17 protein-coding genes and 1 pseudogene are annotated in these 20,817 nt (G+C 69.0%); 14 read left to right on the top strand and 4 right to left on the bottom strand.

What is annotated here, in order from left to right:
* Window positions 1-36: 36 nt before the first annotated feature.
* Complete coding sequence (locus tag VAPA_RS03905) at window positions 37-834, top strand: SDR family oxidoreductase (protein WP_021005464.1); 798 nt, start codon at window positions 37-39, stop codon at window positions 832-834.
* Window positions 835-837: 3 nt separating this feature from the next.
* Here the strand turns inward: VAPA_RS03905 and VAPA_RS03900 are convergent, their stop codons facing one another.
* Window positions 838-1,743, bottom strand: a complete 906-nt coding sequence (locus VAPA_RS03900) for a LysR family transcriptional regulator (RefSeq protein WP_021005463.1) — start codon at window positions 1,741-1,743, stop codon at window positions 838-840.
* A gap of 94 nt (window positions 1,744-1,837) precedes the next feature.
* On the opposite strand from VAPA_RS03900, the gene VAPA_RS03895 reads away from it, so the two are divergent.
* Window positions 1,838-2,848, top strand: coding sequence for a zinc-binding alcohol dehydrogenase family protein (locus VAPA_RS03895; protein WP_021005462.1), 1,011 nt, complete (start codon window positions 1,838-1,840; stop codon window positions 2,846-2,848).
* 14 nt (window positions 2,849-2,862) lie between these two features.
* On the top strand, window positions 2,863-3,426 hold the full coding sequence (locus tag VAPA_RS03890; protein ID WP_021005461.1) for a GNAT family N-acetyltransferase: 564 nt from the start codon (window positions 2,863-2,865) through the stop codon (window positions 3,424-3,426).
* A 17-nt stretch (window positions 3,427-3,443) separates the two neighbouring features.
* Here VAPA_RS03890 and VAPA_RS03885 read toward each other — a convergent pair whose 3' ends face one another.
* Window positions 3,444-4,805, bottom strand: coding sequence for a PQQ-dependent sugar dehydrogenase (locus VAPA_RS03885; protein WP_021005460.1), 1,362 nt, complete (start codon window positions 4,803-4,805; stop codon window positions 3,444-3,446).
* 142 nt (window positions 4,806-4,947) lie between these two features.
* Between VAPA_RS03885 and VAPA_RS03880 the strand changes: the two genes are divergently transcribed.
* The 6 genes and pseudogenes from VAPA_RS03880 (at window position 4,948) to VAPA_RS03855 (ending at window position 13,913) form a co-directional block, all read left to right on the top strand.
* The gene (locus VAPA_RS03880) at window positions 4,948-5,697 is read left to right on the top strand and encodes an alanyl-tRNA editing protein (protein ID WP_021005459.1); all 750 of its coding nucleotides are present in this window, start codon (window positions 4,948-4,950) and stop codon (window positions 5,695-5,697) included.
* Window positions 5,698-5,738: 41 nt separating this feature from the next.
* Window positions 5,739-7,948 (top strand): annotated as a pseudogene (locus VAPA_RS03875) (protein-disulfide reductase DsbD family protein).
* A 92-nt stretch (window positions 7,949-8,040) separates the two neighbouring features.
* Window positions 8,041-8,733, top strand: coding sequence for a thioredoxin family protein (locus tag VAPA_RS03870; protein ID WP_021005458.1), 693 nt, complete (start codon window positions 8,041-8,043; stop codon window positions 8,731-8,733).
* 100 nt (window positions 8,734-8,833) lie between these two features.
* Window positions 8,834-10,198, top strand: coding sequence for an MFS transporter (tcuC, locus tag VAPA_RS03865; protein ID WP_021005457.1), 1,365 nt, complete (start codon window positions 8,834-8,836; stop codon window positions 10,196-10,198).
* Window positions 10,199-10,249: 51 nt separating this feature from the next.
* Window positions 10,250-11,362: a uroporphyrinogen decarboxylase gene (gene hemE, locus VAPA_RS03860; protein ID WP_021005456.1), complete on the top strand. Its 1,113-nt coding sequence runs from the start codon at window positions 10,250-10,252 to the stop codon at window positions 11,360-11,362.
* A gap of 451 nt (window positions 11,363-11,813) precedes the next feature.
* On the top strand, window positions 11,814-13,913 hold the full coding sequence (locus tag VAPA_RS03855; RefSeq protein ID WP_021005455.1) for a primosomal protein N': 2,100 nt from the start codon (window positions 11,814-11,816) through the stop codon (window positions 13,911-13,913).
* A gap of 36 nt (window positions 13,914-13,949) precedes the next feature.
* Here the strand turns inward: VAPA_RS03855 and VAPA_RS03850 are convergent, their stop codons facing one another.
* Window positions 13,950-14,159 (bottom strand): hypothetical protein, encoded by a 210-nt coding sequence (locus tag VAPA_RS03850; protein WP_021005454.1) that lies wholly within the window; start codon window positions 14,157-14,159, stop codon window positions 13,950-13,952.
* Window positions 14,160-14,391: 232 nt separating this feature from the next.
* On the opposite strand from VAPA_RS03850, the gene VAPA_RS03845 reads away from it, so the two are divergent.
* Window positions 14,392-15,048 (top strand): hypothetical protein, encoded by a 657-nt coding sequence (locus tag VAPA_RS03845; protein ID WP_230558960.1) that lies wholly within the window; start codon window positions 14,392-14,394, stop codon window positions 15,046-15,048.
* A 6-nt stretch (window positions 15,049-15,054) separates the two neighbouring features.
* On the opposite strand, the gene VAPA_RS03840 is transcribed toward VAPA_RS03845, so the two are convergent.
* Window positions 15,055-16,077, bottom strand: coding sequence for an AEC family transporter (locus VAPA_RS03840; RefSeq protein ID WP_021005452.1), 1,023 nt, complete (start codon window positions 16,075-16,077; stop codon window positions 15,055-15,057).
* A gap of 120 nt (window positions 16,078-16,197) precedes the next feature.
* Between VAPA_RS03840 and VAPA_RS03835 the strand changes: the two genes are divergently transcribed.
* Genes VAPA_RS03835 through nadE form a run of 4 tightly spaced genes read left to right on the top strand, consistent with a single transcriptional unit; the run spans window position 16,198 to window position 20,816 of the window.
* A complete protein-coding gene (locus VAPA_RS03835) occupies window positions 16,198-18,312 on the top strand; it encodes an ATP-dependent helicase (protein WP_021005451.1) in 2,115 nt (704 codons plus the stop codon).
* On the top strand, window positions 18,309-18,776 hold the full coding sequence (locus tag VAPA_RS03830) for a hypothetical protein (protein ID WP_021005450.1): 468 nt from the start codon (window positions 18,309-18,311) through the stop codon (window positions 18,774-18,776). Before VAPA_RS03835 ends, VAPA_RS03830 begins: the two co-directional genes overlap by 4 nt.
* On the top strand, window positions 18,773-19,945 hold the full coding sequence (locus VAPA_RS03825) for a phospholipase A (protein WP_021005449.1): 1,173 nt from the start codon (window positions 18,773-18,775) through the stop codon (window positions 19,943-19,945). Before VAPA_RS03830 ends, VAPA_RS03825 begins: the two co-directional genes overlap by 4 nt.
* Before the next feature lie 16 nt (window positions 19,946-19,961).
* The gene (gene nadE / locus VAPA_RS03820; protein WP_021005448.1) at window positions 19,962-20,816 is read left to right on the top strand and encodes an ammonia-dependent NAD(+) synthetase; all 855 of its coding nucleotides are present in this window, start codon (window positions 19,962-19,964) and stop codon (window positions 20,814-20,816) included.
* Window position 20,817 lies beyond the last annotated feature (1 nt).

The raw sequence follows: 20,817 nt of genomic DNA, 5'->3' as shown, positions 1-20,817 counted from the left end.
CGCTCCGATTCGCAGCAACCCTTCAAGGACTCTTCAATGGATCTCCAGCTCCAGGACCAGCACGTTCTCATCACCGGCGGCAGCAAGGGCATCGGCCTGGCCTGCGCGCTCGGCTTCCTGCAGGAGGGCGCGCGCGTGAGCCTCGTGTCGCGCGACCTGCAGAACCTGGAGCGGGGCCGCAAGACGCTGGCCGAAGCGTTCGCACAGGCCGAGGGCCGGGTCTCGGTGCATGCGGCCGACCTCAAGGACCCGGCCAGCGCCGTGGCCGCGCTCGATGCAGCCGAGCAGGCCTTCGGCCCGGTCGACGTGCTGGTGAATTCGGCCGGCGCCGCGCGCCGCACGCCGCCCGACGAGCTGGATGCCGCCGCCTGGCACGACGCGATGGACGCCAAGTACTTCACCTACATCCACATGATCGATCCGGTGGTCAAGCGCATGGGCCAGCGCGGCCGCGGCGCGATCGTCAACGTGATCGGCCAGGGCGGCAAGGTCGCCAGCCCGGTGCACATGGCCGGCGGTGCAGCCAACGCGGCGCTGATGCTGGTGAGCGCCGGCATGGCCGCTGCCTATGCGGCCAAGGGCGTGCGCGTGAACGCGGTGAACCCCGGCCTCACGCTGACCGAGCGGCTGCAGGAAGGCATGAAGGCGGACGCGAAGCTGCAGGGCATCGGCAGCGACGAGGCGCTGCAGCGCGCCACAGCCCGCCTGCCGCTCGGGCGCATCGCCACGCCGCAGGAGATTGCCAACACGGTCGTGTTCCTGGCCTCGCCGAAGGCGAGCTACGTGACGGGCGCCATCGTCGCGATGGACGGCGCGGTCACGCCGATGATCTAGGGCCTACCCGGCCGTCAGCGCCTCGAACTTCAGCGCCAGGAAATCCACCAGCGCCCGCACGCGCGCGGGCACGAAGCGTCCGCTCGGCAGCAGGGCGTGCAGCGGGTAGGGCTCGGTGTCCCAATCGGGCAGCAGCCGCACCAGTCGGCCGGTGCTGATGTCGTTGCGCACGTCGAGCGCGGACTTCAACGTGATGCCGCGGCCGGCCACCGCCCACTCGCGCGCGAGCGAAGCGTCGTCCACGCTGCGGTCGCCCTTCACGCGCACTTCGGTCCACTGCCCGTTCTGCGCGAAGCGCCATGTGCGATGGCGGCGCCCGCCGCGATCAAAGGTGAGGCAGTTGTGGTGCACCAGGTCCTGCGGCGTCTTCGGCGCGGCGTGGCGGCGCAGGTAGGCGGGCGATGCGGTGAGCAGCGGATTGGTCAGCGCGAACGGCCGCGCCACCAGCCGCGAATCGGCCAGCGCGCCGTAGCGCAATGCCACGTCGACCTCGTCGCGCGTCACGTCGAGCAGCCGGTCGCCGACGGACAGCGACAGCTGCACACCCGGGTGCAGTTCAAGGAATTCGTCGAACCAGGGCAGCAGCGTGCTGCGCGTGAGATCCGACGGGGCGGCCACGCGCAAGGTGCCGACCAGCTCGCCGCGATCGGCCGTGACCAGCGACTCGCCCTCGTCCAGCAGCTCGAAGGCGCGCACCGCGTAGTCGAGCAGCGTCTGGCCCTGCGACGTCAGGCGCATGGCGCGGGTCGAGCGCTCGAACAGCCGGGCGCCGAGCTGCGTTTCCAGCCGCTTGAGCGTGGCGCTGGCGGCAGCCGGCGTCATGCCCAGCGCATGGGCGGCCGCCGTGAGCGTGCCGCCGCGGGCGGTCTGCACCAGCACCTGCAGGTCCGACAGATTTTCAATCTTCATTTGAAAGTGTTGCTCGTTTATGCGGTCTTATCAATTCTGAATTGCCATCCTACAGTCGAGCCATCGTTCAGGAAACAAGGAAAGGTTCCCCACCATGAAAGCCATCGGCTACTACCAGCCCCTCCCCATCGACAACCCCGAGTCGCTGCAGGACATCGAATTGCCCGCCCCCGTGGCCGGCCCGCGCGACCTGCTGGTGCGCGTGAAGGCCATCTCGGTCAATCCGGTCGACACCAAGGTGCGCAAGAACATTGCGCCCGAAGCCGGCCAGCCCAAGGTGCTGGGCTGGGACGCCGCGGGCACGGTCGAGGCCATCGGCGCCGGGGTGAAGAACTTCAAGCTCGGCGACCGCGTCTACTACGCCGGCTCGATCGTGCGGCCCGGCGCCAACGCCGAACTGCATGCGGTGGACGAGCGCATCGTGGCCCTCGCGCCCAGGAGCCTCGACGATGCGCAAGCCGCCGCGCTGCCGCTGACCACCATCACCGCCTACGAGCTGCTGTTCGACCGCCTCCAGGTGCCGAAGAACGGCGGCGCGGGCCAGACGCTGCTGGTCACCGGCGGGGCCGGCGGCGTGGGGTCGATCCTGATCCAGCTCGCGCGCCAGCTCACGCAATTGCGCGTGGTGGCCACGGCCTCGCGGGCCGAGACGCGGGCGTGGTGCCTGGCACTCGGCGCCCACGCGGTCATCGACCACTCGAAGCCGCTCGCGGCCGAACTCAAGGCCGCGGGCATCGGCGAGGTCGACATGGTCGCGAGCCTCACGCAGACCGGCCAGCACTACGCGCAGATCATCGAAAGCCTGAAGCCCCAGGGCCAGCTCGCGGTGATCGACGACCTGCCGGCGCTCGACGCGATGCCGCTCAAGACCAAGTGCATCTCGCTGCACTGGGAAATGATGTTCGCGCGCTCGCGCTTCGAAACGCCGGACGTCGCCGAGCAGGGCGCGCTGCTGGCCGAGGTGGCGGCGCTGGTCGATGCGGGCCGCATCCGCACGACCGCCAATGCGAGCTTCGGCGCCATCAATGCCGCCAACCTCAGGAAGGCGCATGCGCTGATCGAGAGCGGCAAGGCGCAGGGCAAGGTGGTGCTCGCGGGGTTCTGAGCACAATCGGCTGCATGGCCGACAGCATCCAGCCCCCGATCGAATTCGAAACCCCGCGCCTCCGGCTGCGCCAGTGGCAGGGGAGCGATCTCGCGCCATTTGCCGCGCTTGCGGCCGATCCGCAGGTCATGGAGTTTCTGCTGCCGGTGCCCACGCGGGCCGATAGCGATGCGCTCGCCGCACGCATCAGGGCCCGCATCGCCGAACAGGGCTGGGGCTTCTGGGCCGTCGAGCACAGGGAATCGGGCGAGTTCGCCGGCTTCACGGGCCTGAACGTGCCGCTGGCCGCGTTGCCCTTTTCGCCCTGCATCGAGATCGGCTGGCGCTTCGCACGCAAATGGTGGGGCCAGGGGCTCGCGAGCGAGGCCGCGCGCGCTGCCTTGCAGGCGGGTTTCGAGCGGCTCGGATTCGACGAGATCGTGGCGTTCACGGCGCTCGGCAATCTTCGCTCGGCGGCGGTGATGGAACGCCTCGGCATGCGTGAGGACGTGGACGGCGCCTTCGATCACCCGGCCGTGCCGGAGGGGCACGCGCTGCGCCGGCACCGGCTCTTTCGAATCGGCCGTCTGCAGCGCTAGAGACAGAGGCGAAACGCCTACTGCGGCTTCGCCCGCGAGACGCGCCAGACCACGTTGCCCACGTCGTCGGCCACCAGCAGCGCGCCGTTCTTGTCGAGCGCCACGCCCACGGGCCGGCCCTGCGCCTTTTCGTCGGCCGTGAGGAAGCCGGTCAGCACGTCGATCGGCGGTCCGCTCGGCTTGCCGCCGATGAACGGCACGAACACCACCTTGTAGCCGGACTTCGGCTTGCGGTTCCAGGAGCCGTGCTCGCCGATGAAGGCGCCGGTCGCGAACTCGGCGGGCATGCCGCGCCCGTCCGAGAAGACCAGCCCCAGGGGCGCGACGTGCGAGCCGAGCGCGTAGTCGGGCGCGATGGCCTTGGCCACCAGGTCGGGCTTCTGCGGCGTGACGCGCGCATCCACATGGCCGCCGTAGTAGCTCCAGGGCCAGCCGTAGAAGGCGCCGTCTTTCACCGATGTGAGGTAGTCGGGCACCAGGTCGCTGCCGATTTCGTCGCGCTCGTTGACCACGGTCCACAGCGCCTTGGTCTCGGGCTCCCAGGCCAGTCCGTTGGGGTTGCGCAGCCCGCTCGCGAACAGGCGCTTCTCGCCGCTCTTCGCATCCACCTCCCAGATGGCGGCACGGCCCTCTTCGGCGGCCAGCCCGTTTTCGCCGATGTTGCTGTTGGAGCCGACCGTGACGTAGAGCCTGGTGCCTTCGGCATTGGCGACCACGTTCTTGGTCCAGTGGTGGTTGATGCCCGCGGGCAGCGGCGTGACCACCGTGGGCGTTGCGCTGACCGAGGTCTGGCCCTCGGTGTAGGGCACCTTGACGAGCGCGTCGGCGTTGGCGATGAACAGCTCGCTGCCCACCAGCGCCATGCCGAACGGCGAGCTCAGGTTCGACAGGAACACCTGCCGCACCTCGGCCGCGCCATCTCCGTCGGCATCGCGCAGCAGCGTGATGCGGTTGGGGCTCGGCACGCCCGCCCCGGCGCGGCCCATGACCTTGCCCATGACCCAGTTGCGGATCTTGCCCATCGGGCCGCTGCCGCCGTCGCTGCTGCCTTCGAGCTTGGGCGGCTTGTTGCTTTCGGCCACCAGCACGTCGCCGTTGGGCAGCGTGTAGACCCAGCGCGGATGGTCCAGCCCGCGCGCCAGCGCGTTCACGCGCAAGCCGTCGGCGGCCCTGGGGGCAGCAGCATCGGTCCAGCCAATCGCCGTTGCCACGTTGACGGTGGGAATCAGCGTCTTGTTGGGTTCGACCAGCTGCGGACGCGGTCCGGTGGTGGCCTCGGGCGCCAGCTTGGCGGTTTCGCCGCAGCCGGCCAGCGCCAGCGCCGCAATCACCGTGGCCATGGAGGCCTGCGAAGACATGGCGATGCTCGGTACCTTCATTCGCGCTCCTTGGTTGCTGCGGCATGAGAAGGGCCGCGTTTCTCCGCCAAATCATGGGGACGGCTGCGGCACGGGCTGTCGGCCATGGGCGCTTTTTGGCGTGGGCGCACCCCATTCACGCATCGCCGCTACCATCGGCCGCATGACCGACGACCTGTTCCGCGCCGACGCCTACCTGCGCACCTGCGAAGCCCGCATCCTGCGCATCGACGATACCGGCATCGTGCTGGACCGCACCGTGTTCTATCCCCTGGGGGGCGGCCAGGCCGGCGACGCCGGCGTGCTGGCGCTGGCCGACGGCCGCGAAGTGGTCATCGCCGACACCCGCAAGGCGAAGAACGAGGAAGGCCAGCCCACCCATGAATTCGTCCATGTGCCGGCGCCCGGGCAGGCCGAACTGCTTGCAGCGCTGGAACCCGGCAGCGCCGTGACCGCGCGCCTCGACTGGGAGCGCCGCCACCGGCTGATGCGCTTCCACACCGCGAGCCATCTGCTCTGCCACCTGGTGCCCGTGCCGGTGAACGGCTGCTCGATCACGCCCGACTATGCACGCATCGACTTCCACATGACCGATCCGCTCGACAAGGAAGCCCTGACGGCGGGCCTCGCGCGGCTGGTGGGTGCCGCGCATCCGCTGACCGTGGGCGCCATCACCGACGAGGAGCTCGACGCCAATCCGGCGCTGGTGAAAAGCATGAGCGTGCAGCCGCCGCGCGGCTCGGGCACGGTGCGCACCATCCGCATCGGCGGCGAGGGCGACGCGCAGATCGACTTCCAGCCCTGCGGCGGCACGCATGTTGCGAACACCGCCGAGATCGGCGCGGTGGTGGTCACCAAGATCGAGAAGAAGAGCGCCAACAGCCGCCGCGTGGTGCTGGGCTGGGCTGCCTGACCGACGGAACTTCGCACCGCGCCCCTGCTCCGACTGACGGCATGATCTTTTCCCGCTTTCACCTCGCTACATTTCTGGTAGCAGCCGCCGCAGCCTGCATGCCGGCTGCGGCCCAATTGGCATCCCGGCCGGGAGCGGTGGTCACCACCCCCCACGTGCGCGCGGAACTGGTGGCGCATGCGCCCGAAGGCGTTTCGCCGGGCGCACCGGTCTGGGTCGGTCTGCAGATCACCCATCAGCCCGAGTGGCATACCTACTGGAAGAACGCCGGCGATTCCGGCCTGCCCACCGAACTGAACTGGACGCTGCCGAGCGGCGTGGCGGCCGGCGACATCGCCTGGCCGGTGCCCCGCAAGATCCCGGTCGGCAACCTCGCCAACTACGGCTACGAAGGCACCGTGCTGTTGCCGGTGCCGCTCGAGGTGTCGAGCAGCTTCAAGCCGCCGCTGGCCCTCGGCGCCGGCGCGTCGGCGCTCGACGTCCGGCTCAAGGCCAGCTGGCTGGTGTGCCGCAAGGAATGCATCCCCGAGGAAGGCGAATTCACCCTTGCGCTGCCACTGCAGGGTTCGACCGCGCTGCACAAGGCCGAGTTCGACGCAGCCCTGGCCGCGCAGCCGCAGCCGCTCGCCAAGCCGGGCGCAGTGGAGGTCAGCGGCAACAGCCTGCAGGTGCGCCTCGAGGGCCTGCCCGCCTCGGCCCACGGCAAGACCCTGGGCTTCTTCCCCGAAACGCCCGAGCTGATCCGCACCGCCGCGGAATCGGGCAAGGACTGGACGCAAAGCTGGCAAGGCGCCACCTGGACCGCCACGCTGCCGCTGGCCGACCAGCGCAGCGCCAGCCCGACGACCCTGCCGCTCGTGGTGGCGCTGGCAGAGCCCGACCGGCGGCCCGGCCAGCCGGTGGCCTGGCGTGCCGAGGCGCCCGTCAGCGGCAGCTGGCCCGCCGCCGCGCCGCGCGCGGAGGTTCGCCCGCGCTGCAGGCAGCCCTTGCCGCCAATGCGGCCGCCGCTCCCTCCTCGCCTTCTTCGGAACTGCCGCCGCAACCCACGGTCACGCTGATGGCCGCACTGCTCGGCGCCCTGCTCGGCGGACTGCTGCTGAACCTCATGCCCTGCGTCTTCCCGATCCTCGCGATCAAGGTGCTGGGCTTCGCGCGGCAGGCCGGCAACCACCGCGCGCACCGCACCGCAGGCCTGGCCTACACCGCCGGCGTGATGCTCTCGGTGCTTGCGCTGGGCGGCGCCATGCTGGCGCTGCGCGCGGCGGGCGCGCAACTGGGCTGGGGCTTCCAGCTGCAATCGCCGGCCGTGGTGGCGGCGCTGGCGGCGCTGTTCACGCTGATCGGGCTCAACCTGGCGGGCGTGTTCGAATTCGGCCGCGCAGCGCCCTTGTCCCTGTGTTCGGCGCAGGCCCGGCATCCGATTGCCAACGACTTTCTTTCGGGCGTGCTGGCGGTGGTGATCGCTTCGCCCTGCACCGCGCCGTTCATGGGCGTCTCGCTCGGCTTTGCCATCGGGCTTCCCGCATCGCAGGCGCTGCTGCTGTTCGCCGCGCTGGGCCTTGGCCTGGCGCTGCCGTACCTGGTCGCCGGCTTCATCCCCGCCGTGGCGCTGCTGCTGCCCAGGCCCGGCCCCTGGATGCATACGCTGCGCCGGCTGCTGGCGTTCCCGATGTTCGCCACCGTGGCCTGGCTGGTCTGGGTGCTGGGCCAGCAAAGCGGTATCGACGGCGCGGGCACGCTGCTCGCGCTGCTGGTGTGCATGGCCGCCATCGTCTGGGCGCTGACGCTGCGCGGCCGCACGCGGCTGGTCATTGCCACGCTGATGGTCGCCTTCACCGCGGTGCTGGCCGCCGCCATCGGACGCAACGTGCTGCAGACGGTGGAGCCGGCCAGGCTGGCTGCAACCGCCGGGCAGCGCTGGCAGCCCTGGTCGGCCGAGCGCGTGGCCGAGCTCACGGGCGCCGGGCAGCCGGTGTTCATCGACTTCACGGCCGCCTGGTGCGTGACCTGCCAGTACAACAAGAAGGCCACGCTCGCGAATGCCGAGGTGCTGGCCGATTTCGACAGCAGGAAAGTCGCGATGCTGCGCGCCGACTGGACGCGCCGCGACCCCGCCATCACCGCCGCCCTGATGGCGCTCGGCCGCAGCGGTGTGCCGCTGTATGTGCTGCAGGCGCCCGGCAAGGCGCCGGTCATCCTGACCGAGATCCTGGGCAAGGACGAGGTGCGCGCAGCGCTCGCCGCGCTTTGACCCCCAGCGCGACATGGGTTGTCACATGCACATGAGCAAAGCGCCCTAAGCTGTCGCCGTTGTTCGATTTTCTTTTGGAGTTCAAGCTGGCCATGTCACTTTCGCCATCGTCCGACTCGCGTTCCATTCGCGCCGCGCGCCATGCCCGCGCCGCCCTCAGCCGCGCCTCGCGCCGCGCCGTGGTGGCTGCCGCCGTGGCGCTGGGCGCCACCTTCCTGATGGGCAACAATGCCTTCGCCGCGCCCGCCGTGGGCCAGCAGGCGCCCGACTTCGTTGCGGTGGACACCAGCGGCGCCAAGCACAAGCTGTCCGACTTTGCCGGCAAGTTCGTGGTGCTCGAGTGGACCAACCCGGGCTGCCCCTTCGTGCGCAAGCACTACGACAGCGGCAACATGCCCGCCACGCAGAAGGCCGCCACGGCCCAGGGCGTGGTCTGGCTGTCGGTCAACTCCACCGAACGCGCGGCCAGCGACTACCTGCAGCCCGCCGCGCTCGACGCCTGGATGAAGTCGCAAAAAGCCGCGCCCACCGCGGTGCTGATGGACGAAGACGGCGTGATCGGCCAGGCCTACGGCGCACGCACCACGCCGCACATCTTCATCATCGACCCCAAGGGCATGCTGGTGTATGCCGGCGGCATCGACAGCATCGCCTCGGCCCGTCCGGACGACATCAAGACCGCGACCAACTACGTGAACCAGGCGCTGGGCGAAGCCTTCGGCGGCAAGCCGATCTCGACGGCCTCGACGCGGCCCTACGGCTGCTCGGTGAAGTACAAGAGCTGACGAAGCCGGCAATGACAGGTACCTGACTCGCGCGGTCAGGCAGCGGTCGGGAACCCCGGCCTACCCTCGGGCGAACGACATCGCTCAAGGGGACAACGAGATGAATCCTGCGCAATCCGCCGCGCAACCGGGCACGGCCGCCCGCGCCGCTTCAGGCACTTCTGCTTCCTCCGCTTCCGCCGCCTCTTCCTCGAAATTCGCCACCGTGCTGCGCGTGACCGGCGGCAATTTCATGGAGATGTTCGACTTCTTCCTGTTCGGCTTCTACGCCACGCAGATCTCGAAGGCCTTCTTTCCGTCGGGCAACGAATTTGCCTCGCTGATGCTGACCTTCATGACCTTCGGCGCGGGTTTCCTGATGCGGCCGCTGGGCGCGATCTTCCTGGGCGCCTACGTCGACCGCGTGGGCCGCCGCCAGGGGCTGATCGTCACGCTCGCGCTGATGGCACTCGGCACGCTGCTGATCGCCTGCGTGCCGGCCTACGCCACCATCGGCCTCGCGGCGCCGCTGCTGGTGCTGATCGGCCGGCTGCTGCAGGGCTTCTCGGCCGGCGTGGAGCTGGGCGGCGTCTCGGTCTACCTGTCGGAAATGGCCACGCCGGGCCGCAAGGGCTTCTACGTGAGCTGGCAGTCGGCCAGCCAGCAGGTGGCCATCGTGGTGGCAGCGGCGCTCGGCTACTGGCTCAACGTGACCTTCACCTCGCAGGAGATCGGCGACTTCTACTGGCGCATTCCGTTCTTCGTCGGCTGCCTGATCGTGCCGGTGCTGTTCGTCATCCGCCGCTCGCTGCAGGAGACCGAGGAGTTCATGGCGCGCAAGCACCGCCCCGACGCGCGCGAGATCTTCCAGTCGATGGTCGCCAACTGGGGCCTCGTGCTCGCGGGGATGATGCTGGTGTCGATGACGACCGTGTCGTTCTACCTGATCACGGTCTACACGCCCACCTTCGGCAAATCGGTGCTGCACCTGAGCACCACCGACGCGCTGGTCGTCACGCTGTGCGTGGCCATCTCGAACTTCATCTGGCTGCCGATCATGGGCGCGCTGTCGGACCGCGTGGGGCGCAAGCCGCTGCTGGTCCTGTTCACGGTGCTGACCATCCTGACCGCGTACCCGTCGCTCAAGTGGCTGGTCGGCGCGCCGAGCTTCGCGCGCATGCTGGAGGTCGAGCTCTGGCTGTCGTTCCTCTACGCGAGCTACAACGGCGCGATGGTGGTGGCGCTGACCGAGGTGATGCCGGTCAATGTGCGCACCGCGGGCTTCTCGCTCGCGTACAGCCTCGCGACGGCGCTGTTCGGCGGCTTCACGCCGGCCATCGCCACCGGGCTGATCGAGATGACCGGCGACAAGGGCGCGCCGGGCCTGTGGATGACGGCCGCCGCCATCTGCGGGCTGGTGGCGACGCTGATGCTTTACCAGCGCAACGTGAACCCGGCGGATGCGCGGCGCGTGCCGTTGGTTTAGGCCCTGTTGGCAGGCTCTAGCGCCGGCGCGGGGCCCTGCGACAATCGGGGAATGCCTTTCGCCCCCTTGCAAAACGACACTTTCCTGCGGGCCTGCTGGCGCCAGGCCACAGACCACACGCCCGTCTGGCTCATGCGCCAGGCCGGACGCTACCTGCCCGAGTACGTGGCCACCCGCGCCAAGGCCGGCAGCTTCATGGGGCTGGCCACCAACGTCGACTACGCCACCGAAGTCACGCTGCAGCCGCTCGCGCGCTATCCGCTGGACGCGGCCATCCTGTTCTCCGACATCCTCACCGTGCCCGACGCCATGGGGCTGGGCCTGTCGTTCGAGGCCGGCGAAGGCCCGCGCTTCGCGCACCCGGTGCGCGACGAAGCGGCCGTTGCGGCGCTCGAGGTACCCGACATGGCCAGGCTGCGCTATGTGTTCGATGCCGTGGCGTCGATCCGCAAGGCGCTGGCCGGCCGCGTGCCGCTGATCGGTTTTTCGGGCAGCCCCTGGACGCTGGCCTGCTACATGGTGGAAGGCGCGGGCTCCAGTGACTACCGGCTCGTGAAGAGCATGCTCTACAGCCGCCCCGACCTGATGCACCGCCTGCTCGCGGTCAACGCCGATTCGGTGGCCACCTACCTCAATGCGCAGATCGACGCCGGCGCGCAGGCCGTGATGGTGTTCGACAGCTGGGGCGGCGTGCTGGCCGACGGCGCGTTCCAGGAATTCAGCCTCGCCTACACGGCGCGCGTGCTGGCCGGCCTCAAGCGCAACGGCGCCGATGGCCAGCCCGTGCCGCGCATCGTCTTCACCAAGGGCGGTGGCCTGTGGCTCGAAGCCATGCGCGAACTCGACTGCGAAGTGCTCGGCGTCGACTGGACCGTGAACCTCTCGGCCGCGCGCCGGCTGGTCGGCGAAGGCACCGACGGCAAGGCCAAGGCCTTGCAGGGCAACATCGACCCCAACGTGCTGTTCGCACCGCCCGCGCAGATCGAGGCCGAGGTGGCGAAGGTGCTGCGGGCCTTCGGCAAGCCGCATGCCGATGCCGATGCCAAGGGCCCGACCCACATCTTCAATCTGGGCCACGGCATCAGCCAGTTCACGCCGCCGGACCATGTGGCGGCGCTGGTGCAGGCCGTGCATGCACAATCGCGCGCCCTGCGCAAAAGTTAAAAACGGTTAACGGGGCGGCGAACGCCAGCGAGGCGTTCCTGGCCCCCAAAAATCGATTTGCAGCCGTTTGTCAAGCACAAAAACGGTGTAGGAACTCCGACTTATGCACAAAACACGTGTTGCACTGCGCAAGATTATCTGAAGTGCTCCCCTCTTTGCTCCTAAACCAATAGCGAAGCTAAGTTGTTGATTTATATAGAAATTGAACTTTGCTTTTTTTGAGGGCAATCCAGCCAGAGGCTTGATTTTCAAGGCTCGCCGACGTGTCGAGCCCGGTTGTCAACAAAGTTATCCACAGAAACTCTGGATGGTTCCCAAAGCACTGGAAAATCAACGACTTAAGCGATCTTGTTCAAAGTCGCATTAACAAACCTTGCCAACAAGGACGCCCATTTCCACCGTCAGCCCAGTCCCCGAAACAGCAGCAGCACCGGCGAGCATGCCGCCGGCGATGGCCTGGCGGCTCGACATCGCGGTGCAGACGCCAGCCCATGCCGCGCTCGGCGACCTGCTGAGCTACGCCAGCCCCGCCCCTCTGGTGCCCGGCACGCTGGTGCGGGTGCCGCTGGGCCGGCGCGAGGTGCTGGGCGTGGTGTGGAACGAGCCGAGCCCGCTGGACGACGCCGAGCCCGACATGGCCCTGAAGCCCGTGGGCGCCGCGCTGGACGCGCTGGCCCCGCTCGGCGACGCCTGGCGCGACCTCGTGGCCTTTGCCGCGCGCTACTACCAGCGCTCGATCGGCGAGATCGCCTTGGCCGCGCTGCCGCCGCAGCTGCGCGACCTGAGCGGAACGCAGCTGGCGCGCCGGCTCAAGCGCAAGACGACGACCGGGCCCGTGGCCGAAACGGCCGAAGCCGCCCACCCGGTCGCCCTGAGCGCGGAGCAGACCGCCGCGCTGGCCCGCATCGAGTCTGAGGCCGGCACCTTCCTGCTGGTCGGGAGCACCGGCAGCGGCAAGACCGAGGTCTACCTGCGCTGCGTGGCCGACCTGCTCGCGGGCGACGCCGGCGCGCAGGCGCTGGTGATGGTGCCCGAGATCAACCTGACGCCGCAGCTCGAAGCCCGCTTCAAGGCGCGCTTCGGCGACGATGCGGTGGTGTCGCTGCACAGCGGCATGACCAACCCGCAACGGCTCGCAAGCTGGCTCGCGGCGCACAGCGGCGCCGCGCGCATCGTGCTGGGCACGCGCATGGCGGTGTTCGCGTCGATGCCGGGCCTGAAGCTCGTCGTGGTCGACGAGGAACACGACCCCAGCTACAAGCAGCAGGAAGGCGCGCGGTATTCGGCGCGCGACCTCGCCGTCTGGCGGGGCCAGCGCGAGGGCGCGAAAGTCATCCTCGGCTCGGCCACGCCCTCGCTCGAAAGCTGGCACCAGAGCCGCCCCGCCGAGGGCGAAGACCCGGGCGGACGCTACGTGCGGCTGGCCATGCCTTCGCGCATCGGCGCCGGCGAACTGCCCACGGTGCGGCTGGTCGACATGAACCTGCAGCCGCCCAAGACCGTGCTCTCGGGCGCGCTGCTCGACGCCATCGGCCAGCGCATCGCGCGCGGCGAGCAGAGCATGGTGTTCCTGAACCGCCGCGGCTATGCGCCGGTGCTGGCCTGCGCCGACTGCGGCTGGAAAAGCGAATGCCCGCATTGCAGCGCCTACCGCGTGTTCCACAAGATCGACCGCACGCTGCGCTGCCACCACTGCGGTTTTACCGAGCGCGTGCCGCGCGCCTGCCCGTCCTGCGGCAACCCCGACATCGCACCCGTGGGCCGCGGCACCGAACGCCTCGAGGAGCATCTTGCGGAACTGTTCGCGGCCGTGACCCGGCCCGACGGCAGCGCGGTACGCATCGCGCGCATCGACGCCGACAGCACCAAAAAGCAGGGCGCACTCGAATCGCAGCTCGCGGCCGTGCATTCAGGCGAAGTCGACGTGCTGGTGGGCACGCAGATGATCGCCAAGGGACACGACTTCCGGCGCATCACGCTGGTGGCGGCAGTGAACCCGGACGGCGCGCTGTTCTCCAGCGACTTCCGCGCGCCCGAGCGCCTGTTCAGCCTGCTGATGCAATCGGCCGGCCGCGCGGGCCGCGACGCGGCCTACCTTGCGGCGCAGGGCGCCACGGCCGAGATGTGGATCCAGACGCACCATGCGCAGCACCCGCTTTTTTCTGCCCTGCGAAAGCACGACTACACGGCCTTCGCCCGGCAGCAGCTCGAGGAACGCGCCGCCGCCGGCATGCCGCCCTTTGCTTTCCAGGCGCTGCTGCGCGCCGATGCACGCACGCAGGAGGCCGCGCAGGCCTTTCTGAACGCGGCGAGCACGGCCGCCGATGCGCTGGCAGGCGCCGAGCGCGTGGTGCGCTACCCCGCGGTGCCGCTCGCGATCCAGCGCGTCGCCAACGTGGAAAGAGCGCAGATGCTGATCGAAAGCCCTTCGCGCGCCGCATTGCAGCGCCTGCTGGCGCAGTGGCAGCCGCTGCTGCATGCGCTGCGGCGCACGCCCGAAGGCAAGGGCGTGATCCGCTGGCTGGTCGATGTCGATCCGCACAGCATCTAGGGGCGGCCTTGCCCCGGGGCCATGCGCTTGCGGCGGTCAGTGCAGGCCCGCGGGCTCCTTGCCGACGTCGACGTAGCGCAACTCGGTGCTGCGGCGCCGCGCGCTGCTTGCGGGCCAGGCGAACACCACCAGGCTCAGGGCGCCCAGCGCGAGCGAGGTGCCGGTGCCCAGCATGCCGGCATGCCAGAACCAGCTCACGCCGGCAACCCAGACCAGCCACAGCAGGATACGAATAAGTATTGCCATCGTGCTGCCCATTCATACTTTGATTCGCAAACACTCTATCAGGCCTTGTGCAAACTCAAGTATTCATCTGAAGTGATAGCAGTAGCTATGCCTTACGGCCGTTACGCCGCAGCGGAAATATTGCAAAAAAACCGTTGACTACACCCCCGCACGCTGCGCAAGCTGTCGCTGTGCGAGGCCCGTTCCGGCCTCGCACATCAAGCAAGCACGCTGGTCCGCGGGGTCGTCTGTCGTGAAACTGCCTTCATCTCTGGTTTCGGCTCTCCTGTTCGCATGCCTCGCATGCCCGGCGGCCGAACTCGACCTGCAGGGCAGCCGGCTCCTGGTGTCGGGCATGCTCGACGGCAGCGCAATCAAGACCTTCACCGATCACCTGGGCAAGGGCACCGTGCGCACCGTGGTGTTCGAGGACTCGTTCGGCGGCACCGCCGAAGCGGCGGGCGCCTACGCCAACGCCATCCGCGCCAGCGGCGTGGATACCGAGATCCGCGGCCAGTGCATGGCCGCCTGCGCCTATGCCTTCCTGGCCGGCAAGGCACATCGCTTCGGCTACGGCCTGCAGGTGAACGGCGTGCTGCTGCCGGTGGCGGCAAGGCCCACGGCGGCCGAGCTGGCGGTGCGCTGGCGCGGCGAGGAAGCCCACAAGACGCTGGCGGAATTCACGCCCATCGCGGCGGCCGCGCCCATCCGGGCCACGGAAACCCGCCCCTCTGGAACGGCCAGAGACAACTGGCAGCCCGAGCACGGCGTGCTCTTCACGGCCAGCCCGACGCTCTTCGGCCGCATCTACAACGCGTTCTATTGCGACGGCTCCCAGGGTCGCGACTTCTCCAAATGCGAGCGCCTGCCCGACGCCGATCCGTTCAAGCTCGGCGTGCTGACGCCCTGATGCCGCTCAGCGCAGCACCCCGACCGCGAACGGAAAGCTGAAGAAAGTCGCCACCGTCGTCCACAGGATGATGCGTGCGATGCGGCCGTTGTCGGCACCGAAGCGCTCGGCCAGCATCGAAACGTTGCTGGCGCTCGGCAGCGCCGCCACCAGCACGATCACCATCAATGCCGAAGATGAGAGCGGCAGGCCGAGGGCGATGGCGCCCTGCCCCAGCGCCCAGACCAGCACCGGATGCACCAGCAGCTTGACGGCCACCACCGGCAGCACATCGGCCAGCGGGGCCTTGGGCGGCACCGCCGACTTCGTGCCCATGGCGGCTGCCACCGCGGCACTGGCGCCGTGCTCGCGCGCGAGCAGCGCCGAACGCGCCAGCACCGCGCCGATGGTGAAGAGCGCCACCGGCGAAGCCGCATCGGCCAGCATGGCGATGGTGCGCTCCACCGGCCCCGGCAGGCGCCAGCGGGCCGCCGACAGCAGCACGCCCAGCAGGATCGACCACGGCATCGGATTGACCAGCACGCCGCGCAGCGCCTGGCGCGCCGCCTGCCGCGGCCCATGATGCGCGGCACCGCCGCCGACGCCGTCGAGGCGCGACAGCGCAATGCACAGCGACGAGGTCACGACCAGGTCGAAGGCGATGGTGATGATCATCGGCCCGGCGGCCTGCGCGCCCAGCAGCGCCACCAGCAGCGGCACGCCCATGAAGCCGGTGTTCGGGAAGGCCGCCACCAGCGCGCCGAAGGCACCGTCGTTCCAGCCGATGCGCTCGTTGCGGGTGAAGACGACCACGCCCGCCACCACGGCCAGCGCGCTCAAGCCCCAGACCAGCGCCACGCTGCCATCGAGCAGCTGGCCGATCGGCGTACCGGCGCCAAATCGCAACAACATGCAAGGCAATGCGAAATACAGCACGAAGGTATTGAGGCCGGGAATCGCATCGAGCGGCAGGACGCGGGCGCGCGCGGCGCCATAGCCGGCCGCGATCAAGACGAAGAAAGGAAAGGTTACGAGAAATACGGGCAGCACGGCCCCATTGTCGTTGCGTCTCGCATCGTGAACTCCCGCGGCATCTCCGGAAAGCTGCGCCCCGTATCATTGCGCGCTTTGCGCCTGCCGTTCCTCCGCGGCTTTCCGTTCCCACTCCCCATGTCTTCCGGTCTCAATCTCGCGCAGCAAGAAGCGGTCAATTACCTGCACGGCCCCTGCCTCGTGCTGGCGGGCGCGGGCTCGGGCAAGACGCGCGTCATCACGCACAAGATCGGCCGGCTGATCCAGGCCGGACTCGAGCCCAAGCGCATTGCGGCCATCACCTTCACCAACAAGGCCGCCAGCGAAATGCGCGAGCGCGCCAAGGGGCTGATCGGGCGCGAGGCGAAGCATGTGGTGATCTGCACCTTTCACGCGCTGGGCGTGCGCATGATGCGCGAAGACGGCGCCGTGCTGGGCCTGAAGCCGGCCTTCAGCATCCTCGACAGCGACGACGTCACCAAGATCCTGAAGGACGCGGGCGGCACCACCGACACCGCCACCGCGCGCATCTGGCAGTGGACCATCAGCAAGTGGAAGAACATGGGCCTGAACGCCGCGCAGGCCGAGGCGGCCGCCGCGGACGACAACGAGCGCATCACCGCGCGCATCATGGCGCGCTACGAAGAGCGGCTCACGGCCTACCAGAGCGTCGACTTCGACGACCTCATCGGCATGCCGCTCAAGCTGCTGCGCGACTTCGACGAGGTGCGCGCCAAGTGGCAGGCCGCGCTGGGCCACATCCTGGTGGACGAGTACCAGGACACCAACGCCACGCAATACGAGGTGCTGAAGGCACTGGCCGGCGAACGCGGGCGCTTCACCGCGGTGGGCGACGACGACCAGTCGATCTACGGCTGGCGCGGCGCCACGCTGGACAACCTGCGCAAGCTGCCGGTCGACTATCCGGCCCTGAAGGTCATCAAGCTCGAACAGAACTACCGTTCGACGAGCGCGATCCTGCGCGCGGCCAACAACGTGATCGGCCCCAACCCCAAGCTGTTTCCGAAGACGCTGTTCTCCGAGCTCGGCGAAGGCGAGCCGGTGCGCGTGGTCGATGCCGACTCCGAGGCGCACGAGGCCGAGCGCGCGGTGGCGCGCATCGTCAGCCTGCGCGCGGGCGATGCCATGACCCAGGGAACGCAGGGCAAGCAGTACAAGGAGTTCCGCGACTTCGCCATCCTTTACCGCGCCAACCACCAGGCGCGCGTGTTCGAGCAGGCATTGCGCAAGGCGCAGATCCCCTACAAGGTGTCGGGCGGCCAGAGCTTCTTCGACCGCGCCGAGATCAAGGACCTGTGCGGCTGGTTCCGCCTCTGGGTCAACAACGACGACGACCCGGCGTTCCTGCGCGCCATCACCACGCCCAAGCGCGGCATCGGCCACACCACGCTCGCGAGCCTGGGCACCTTCGCCAGCCAGTACAAGCTGAGCCTGTTCGAGGCGCTCTTCAGCCCGTCGCTGCCGAGCGTGATGCCCAAGCGCACGCTCGAAGGCATCCACGAGTTCGGCCGCTACATCAACGACCTCGAATACCGCGCGCGCCGCACCATGGGCGCCGAGGATTCGCGCACCTTCATGCTCGACTGGCTGAAGGAGATCGACTACGAGAAGCATCTCTACGACGGCGAGGACAGCGAACAGGCCGCGGCCGCGCGCTGGACCAACGTGATGGAGTTCGTCGACTGGATGTCGCTGCGTGCGGGCGGAGCCATCGACGATGCCTCGGGCGCCGACAGCAACATCGAGACCGAGCGCAAGAGCCTGCTCGAGGTGGCGCAGACCATCTCGCTGCTGTCGACCATCAGCGAGCGCGAGCAGGACCAGAACGTGGTCACGCTGTCGACGCTGCATGCCTCCAAGGGCCTCGAATGGCCGCACGTGATGCTGATCGGCGTGACCGAGGGCCTACTGCCCTTCAAGCTCGAAGACGACAACGGCCGGCAGCTGAAGGTCAGCGACGAGACGCTGCAGCGGCTGCAGGAAGAGCGCCGCCTCATGTACGTGGGCATCACGCGCGCGCAGCGCAGCCTGGCCGTGAGCTGGACCAAGAAGCGCAAGCAGGGCCGCGAGATGGTGCCCTGCGTGCCGAGCCGCTTCATCGCCGAGATGGCCCTGGACAAGACCACCACCCGGGAAGACCCGCGCGAGAAACTCAAGGCGCTGCGCGCCGAGTTCGCGCAAAAGGCGCAGGACAGCGCGGCCGCCAAGGCCGCGGCCGCGGCGGCGCCATGAAGAGGCTGCTGCCCGCCTTCCTTGCCGCTCTTCTGGCCGCCACGGGCTGCGCCACGGCAACACAGGGCGGCAATGGCGCCGACTGCCCCGCCGATGCGCGCGAGCTGCCGCTGCAGTCGCTCTACGGACGCTGGGAGGCGCGCTTCGACGGCTCTGCCGCCGTGGCCACGGTGCAGCTCGGCAGGCACCCCGAATACGCCGGCGTGCGCGGCACCATCACGCGCCACGCCGCCGGCGGCAGCGCCCAGCCTTCGGTGGCGCAGCTCGCGGGCGACGTCGACGATGAAGGCGCCCTTTCCATCGACGAATCGCTGGACGGCCGCGCGATCAGCGGCGTCTGGGCCGGCACCCTGCAACCCGGCTCCTGCGGCCGGGAATTCAGGGGCACGTGGCGCAACGCCGCGGACGAAAGCACGCATCCGTTCGTGCTGAACAAGACGGGGGGAACGCAAGGAAACCAATGACCCAACGAAAACACGCCATCTTCTCCGGGCTGGCGACCCTCGCGGCCTGCCTCGGCGGCGCCGCCACCGCGCATGCGCAGGCCGTCGACCAGCCACGCAGTCCGCTGGCCGACGCACAGCTGACGTGGCAGCAATGCGCCGCACTCGGCAACAGCAACGAAGCGCGCCTGGCCTGCTTCGACCGCTGGGCGCAGCAGCAGACGCTGCCTTCGGTCTCGGTGCCCGTGGCGCCGCCGGTGCTGGCCAACACGCAGCCGGCGCCGCCGGTGGACGCCTCGATACCGGCCACGCGCGTGATCTCGGTCGACACCAACGAAGGCTGCCGCGACCGCCAGTACTCGGCGCTGTCTCGCTTCTGGGAGCTCGAGAACGGCACCGATTGCGGCACCTTCGGGTTCCGCGGCTATCGGCCGCTCAACGTGTCGGCCTCGGCCGCCACCAGCAAGCCCGACACGCCCACCTCGCCGGCCGAAGGCCACACCGGAACCCCCGTGGCCTACCAGGCGAACGAAATGCGCATCGGCCTGTCGGTGCGCACCAAGGTCGCCCAGGGCCTGCTCACGCAGAACGAGCCAGCCAAGAAGGACTCGCTGTGGTTCGCGTACTCGCAGCAGTCGACCTGGCAGCTGTTCAACGGCTCGATCTCGCGGCCATTCCGCACCACCGACCACGAGCCCGAGCTGATGTATGTCTATCCGCTCGACTTCAACCTGCCCGGCGGCTGGCGCTGGCGCTATGCGGGCGTGGGCCTGGTGCACCAGTCGAACGGCCAGAGCCTGCCGCTGTCACGCAGCTGGAACCGCGTCTACCTGATGGGCGGCGCCGAACTCGGCGACCGCTTCAGCCTCACCGGGCGCATCTGGCAACGGGTTTCGGAAGAAGCCGCGAAGGACGACAACCCCGACATCTCCAACTACATCGGCCGCGCCGAAGTCACGGGCCGCTGGAACTTCAACCGCGACAACACCCTGGGCGTCACGGTGCGCAACAACCTGCGCGAAAGCGGCCGCGGGTCGATCCGTCTCGAGTGGCTGAAGACCATCGGCGATTCGACCAAGAGCAACCTGCGCTTCCATACGCAGCTGTTCCATGGCTACGGCGACACGCTGGTGGACTACAACCGCAAGCGCACCGTGCTCAGCATCGGCCTGAGCCTGGTGGACTTCTGACCTGCCAAGCCACACCATGATCCAGGACCTTTCTCCCGTCGACGCCACGCAGCGCGAGATCATCGCGGCGCTGCATGTCGCGCCCGTCTTCGATGCTGCCGCGGAGATCGAGCGGCGCACCGGCTTTCTCGCGGACTACCTGCGCAGCACCGGCCTCAAGGCGCTGGTGCTCGGCATCAGCGGCGGCGTCGATTCGCTGACCGCCGGCTGCCTGGCGCAGCGCGCCGTCGAAAAGCTGCGCGCGCAAGGCTACGGCGCCACCTTCATCGCAATGCGCCTGCCCTACGGCGTGCAGAAGGACGAAGCCGAGGCGCAGGCCTCGCTCGCGCTGATGAGGCCGGACCGCGTCCTCACCGTCGACATCCGGCCGGCGGCCGACGGCATGCTCGCGGCGCTGAAGACCGGCGACCTGGCCTTTCGCGACGCGGCGCACGAAGACTTCGTGCTCGGCAACATCAAGGCGCGCCAGCGCATGATTGCGCAGTTCGCGGTGGCCGGCGCGCATGACGGGATCGTCATCGGCACCGACCATGCGGCCGAGGCGCTGATGGGTTTCTTCACCAAGTTCGGCGACGGCGCGGCCGACGTGACGCCGCTCACCGGCCTCAACAAGCGCCGCGTGCGCGCACTCGCGCAGCGGCTCGGCGCGCCCGACGAGCTGGTGTTCAAGGTGCCCACGGCGGACCTCGAATCGCTGGTGCCGGGCAAGCCCGACGAGGACGCCTTCGGCGTCAGCTACGAGCAGATCGACGATTTCCTCGAAGGCAAGCCGGTGGCCGCCGCGGCGCGCGAGATCATTCTTGCCACGCATCGCAAGAGCGCCCACAAGCGCGCGCTGCCGGTGGAGCCGCCGCACCCGATCCAGCCTTGAC

The organism is Variovorax paradoxus B4 (genome assembly GCF_000463015.1).
GTDB classification, from domain to species: domain Bacteria; phylum Pseudomonadota; class Gammaproteobacteria; order Burkholderiales; family Burkholderiaceae_C; genus Variovorax; species Variovorax paradoxus_E.
Note: the sequence above shows the minus strand (reverse complement) of the source record. Positions and strands in the feature narration are given on the sequence as shown.

What these genes read in the sequence shown, in the direction of transcription:
- VAPA_RS03905 (WP_021005464.1), top strand. Translation starts at nt 37, where the DNA reads ATGGATCTCCAGCTCCAGGACCAGCACGTTCTCATCACCGGCGGCAGC.
- VAPA_RS03900 (WP_021005463.1), bottom strand. Translation starts at nt 1,743, where the DNA reads ATGAAGATTGAAAATCTGTCGGACCTGCAGGTGCTGGTGCAGACCGCC.
- VAPA_RS03895 (WP_021005462.1), top strand. Translation starts at nt 1,838, where the DNA reads ATGAAAGCCATCGGCTACTACCAGCCCCTCCCCATCGACAACCCCGAG.
- VAPA_RS03890 (WP_021005461.1), top strand. Translation starts at nt 2,863, where the DNA reads ATGGCCGACAGCATCCAGCCCCCGATCGAATTCGAAACCCCGCGCCTC.
- VAPA_RS03885 (WP_021005460.1), bottom strand. Translation starts at nt 4,805, where the DNA reads ATGAAGGTACCGAGCATCGCCATGTCTTCGCAGGCCTCCATGGCCACG.
- VAPA_RS03880 (WP_021005459.1), top strand. Translation starts at nt 4,948, where the DNA reads ATGACCGACGACCTGTTCCGCGCCGACGCCTACCTGCGCACCTGCGAA.
- VAPA_RS03870 (WP_021005458.1), top strand. Translation starts at nt 8,041, where the DNA reads ATGTCACTTTCGCCATCGTCCGACTCGCGTTCCATTCGCGCCGCGCGC.
- tcuC (WP_021005457.1), top strand. Translation starts at nt 8,834, where the DNA reads ATGAATCCTGCGCAATCCGCCGCGCAACCGGGCACGGCCGCCCGCGCC.
- hemE (WP_021005456.1), top strand. Translation starts at nt 10,250, where the DNA reads ATGCCTTTCGCCCCCTTGCAAAACGACACTTTCCTGCGGGCCTGCTGG.
- VAPA_RS03855 (WP_021005455.1), top strand. Translation starts at nt 11,814, where the DNA reads ATGGCCTGGCGGCTCGACATCGCGGTGCAGACGCCAGCCCATGCCGCG.
- VAPA_RS03850 (WP_021005454.1), bottom strand. Translation starts at nt 14,159, where the DNA reads ATGGCAATACTTATTCGTATCCTGCTGTGGCTGGTCTGGGTTGCCGGC.
- VAPA_RS03835 (WP_021005451.1), top strand. Translation starts at nt 16,198, where the DNA reads ATGTCTTCCGGTCTCAATCTCGCGCAGCAAGAAGCGGTCAATTACCTG.
- VAPA_RS03830 (WP_021005450.1), top strand. Translation starts at nt 18,309, where the DNA reads ATGAAGAGGCTGCTGCCCGCCTTCCTTGCCGCTCTTCTGGCCGCCACG.
- VAPA_RS03825 (WP_021005449.1), top strand. Translation starts at nt 18,773, where the DNA reads ATGACCCAACGAAAACACGCCATCTTCTCCGGGCTGGCGACCCTCGCG.
- nadE (WP_021005448.1), top strand. Translation starts at nt 19,962, where the DNA reads ATGATCCAGGACCTTTCTCCCGTCGACGCCACGCAGCGCGAGATCATC.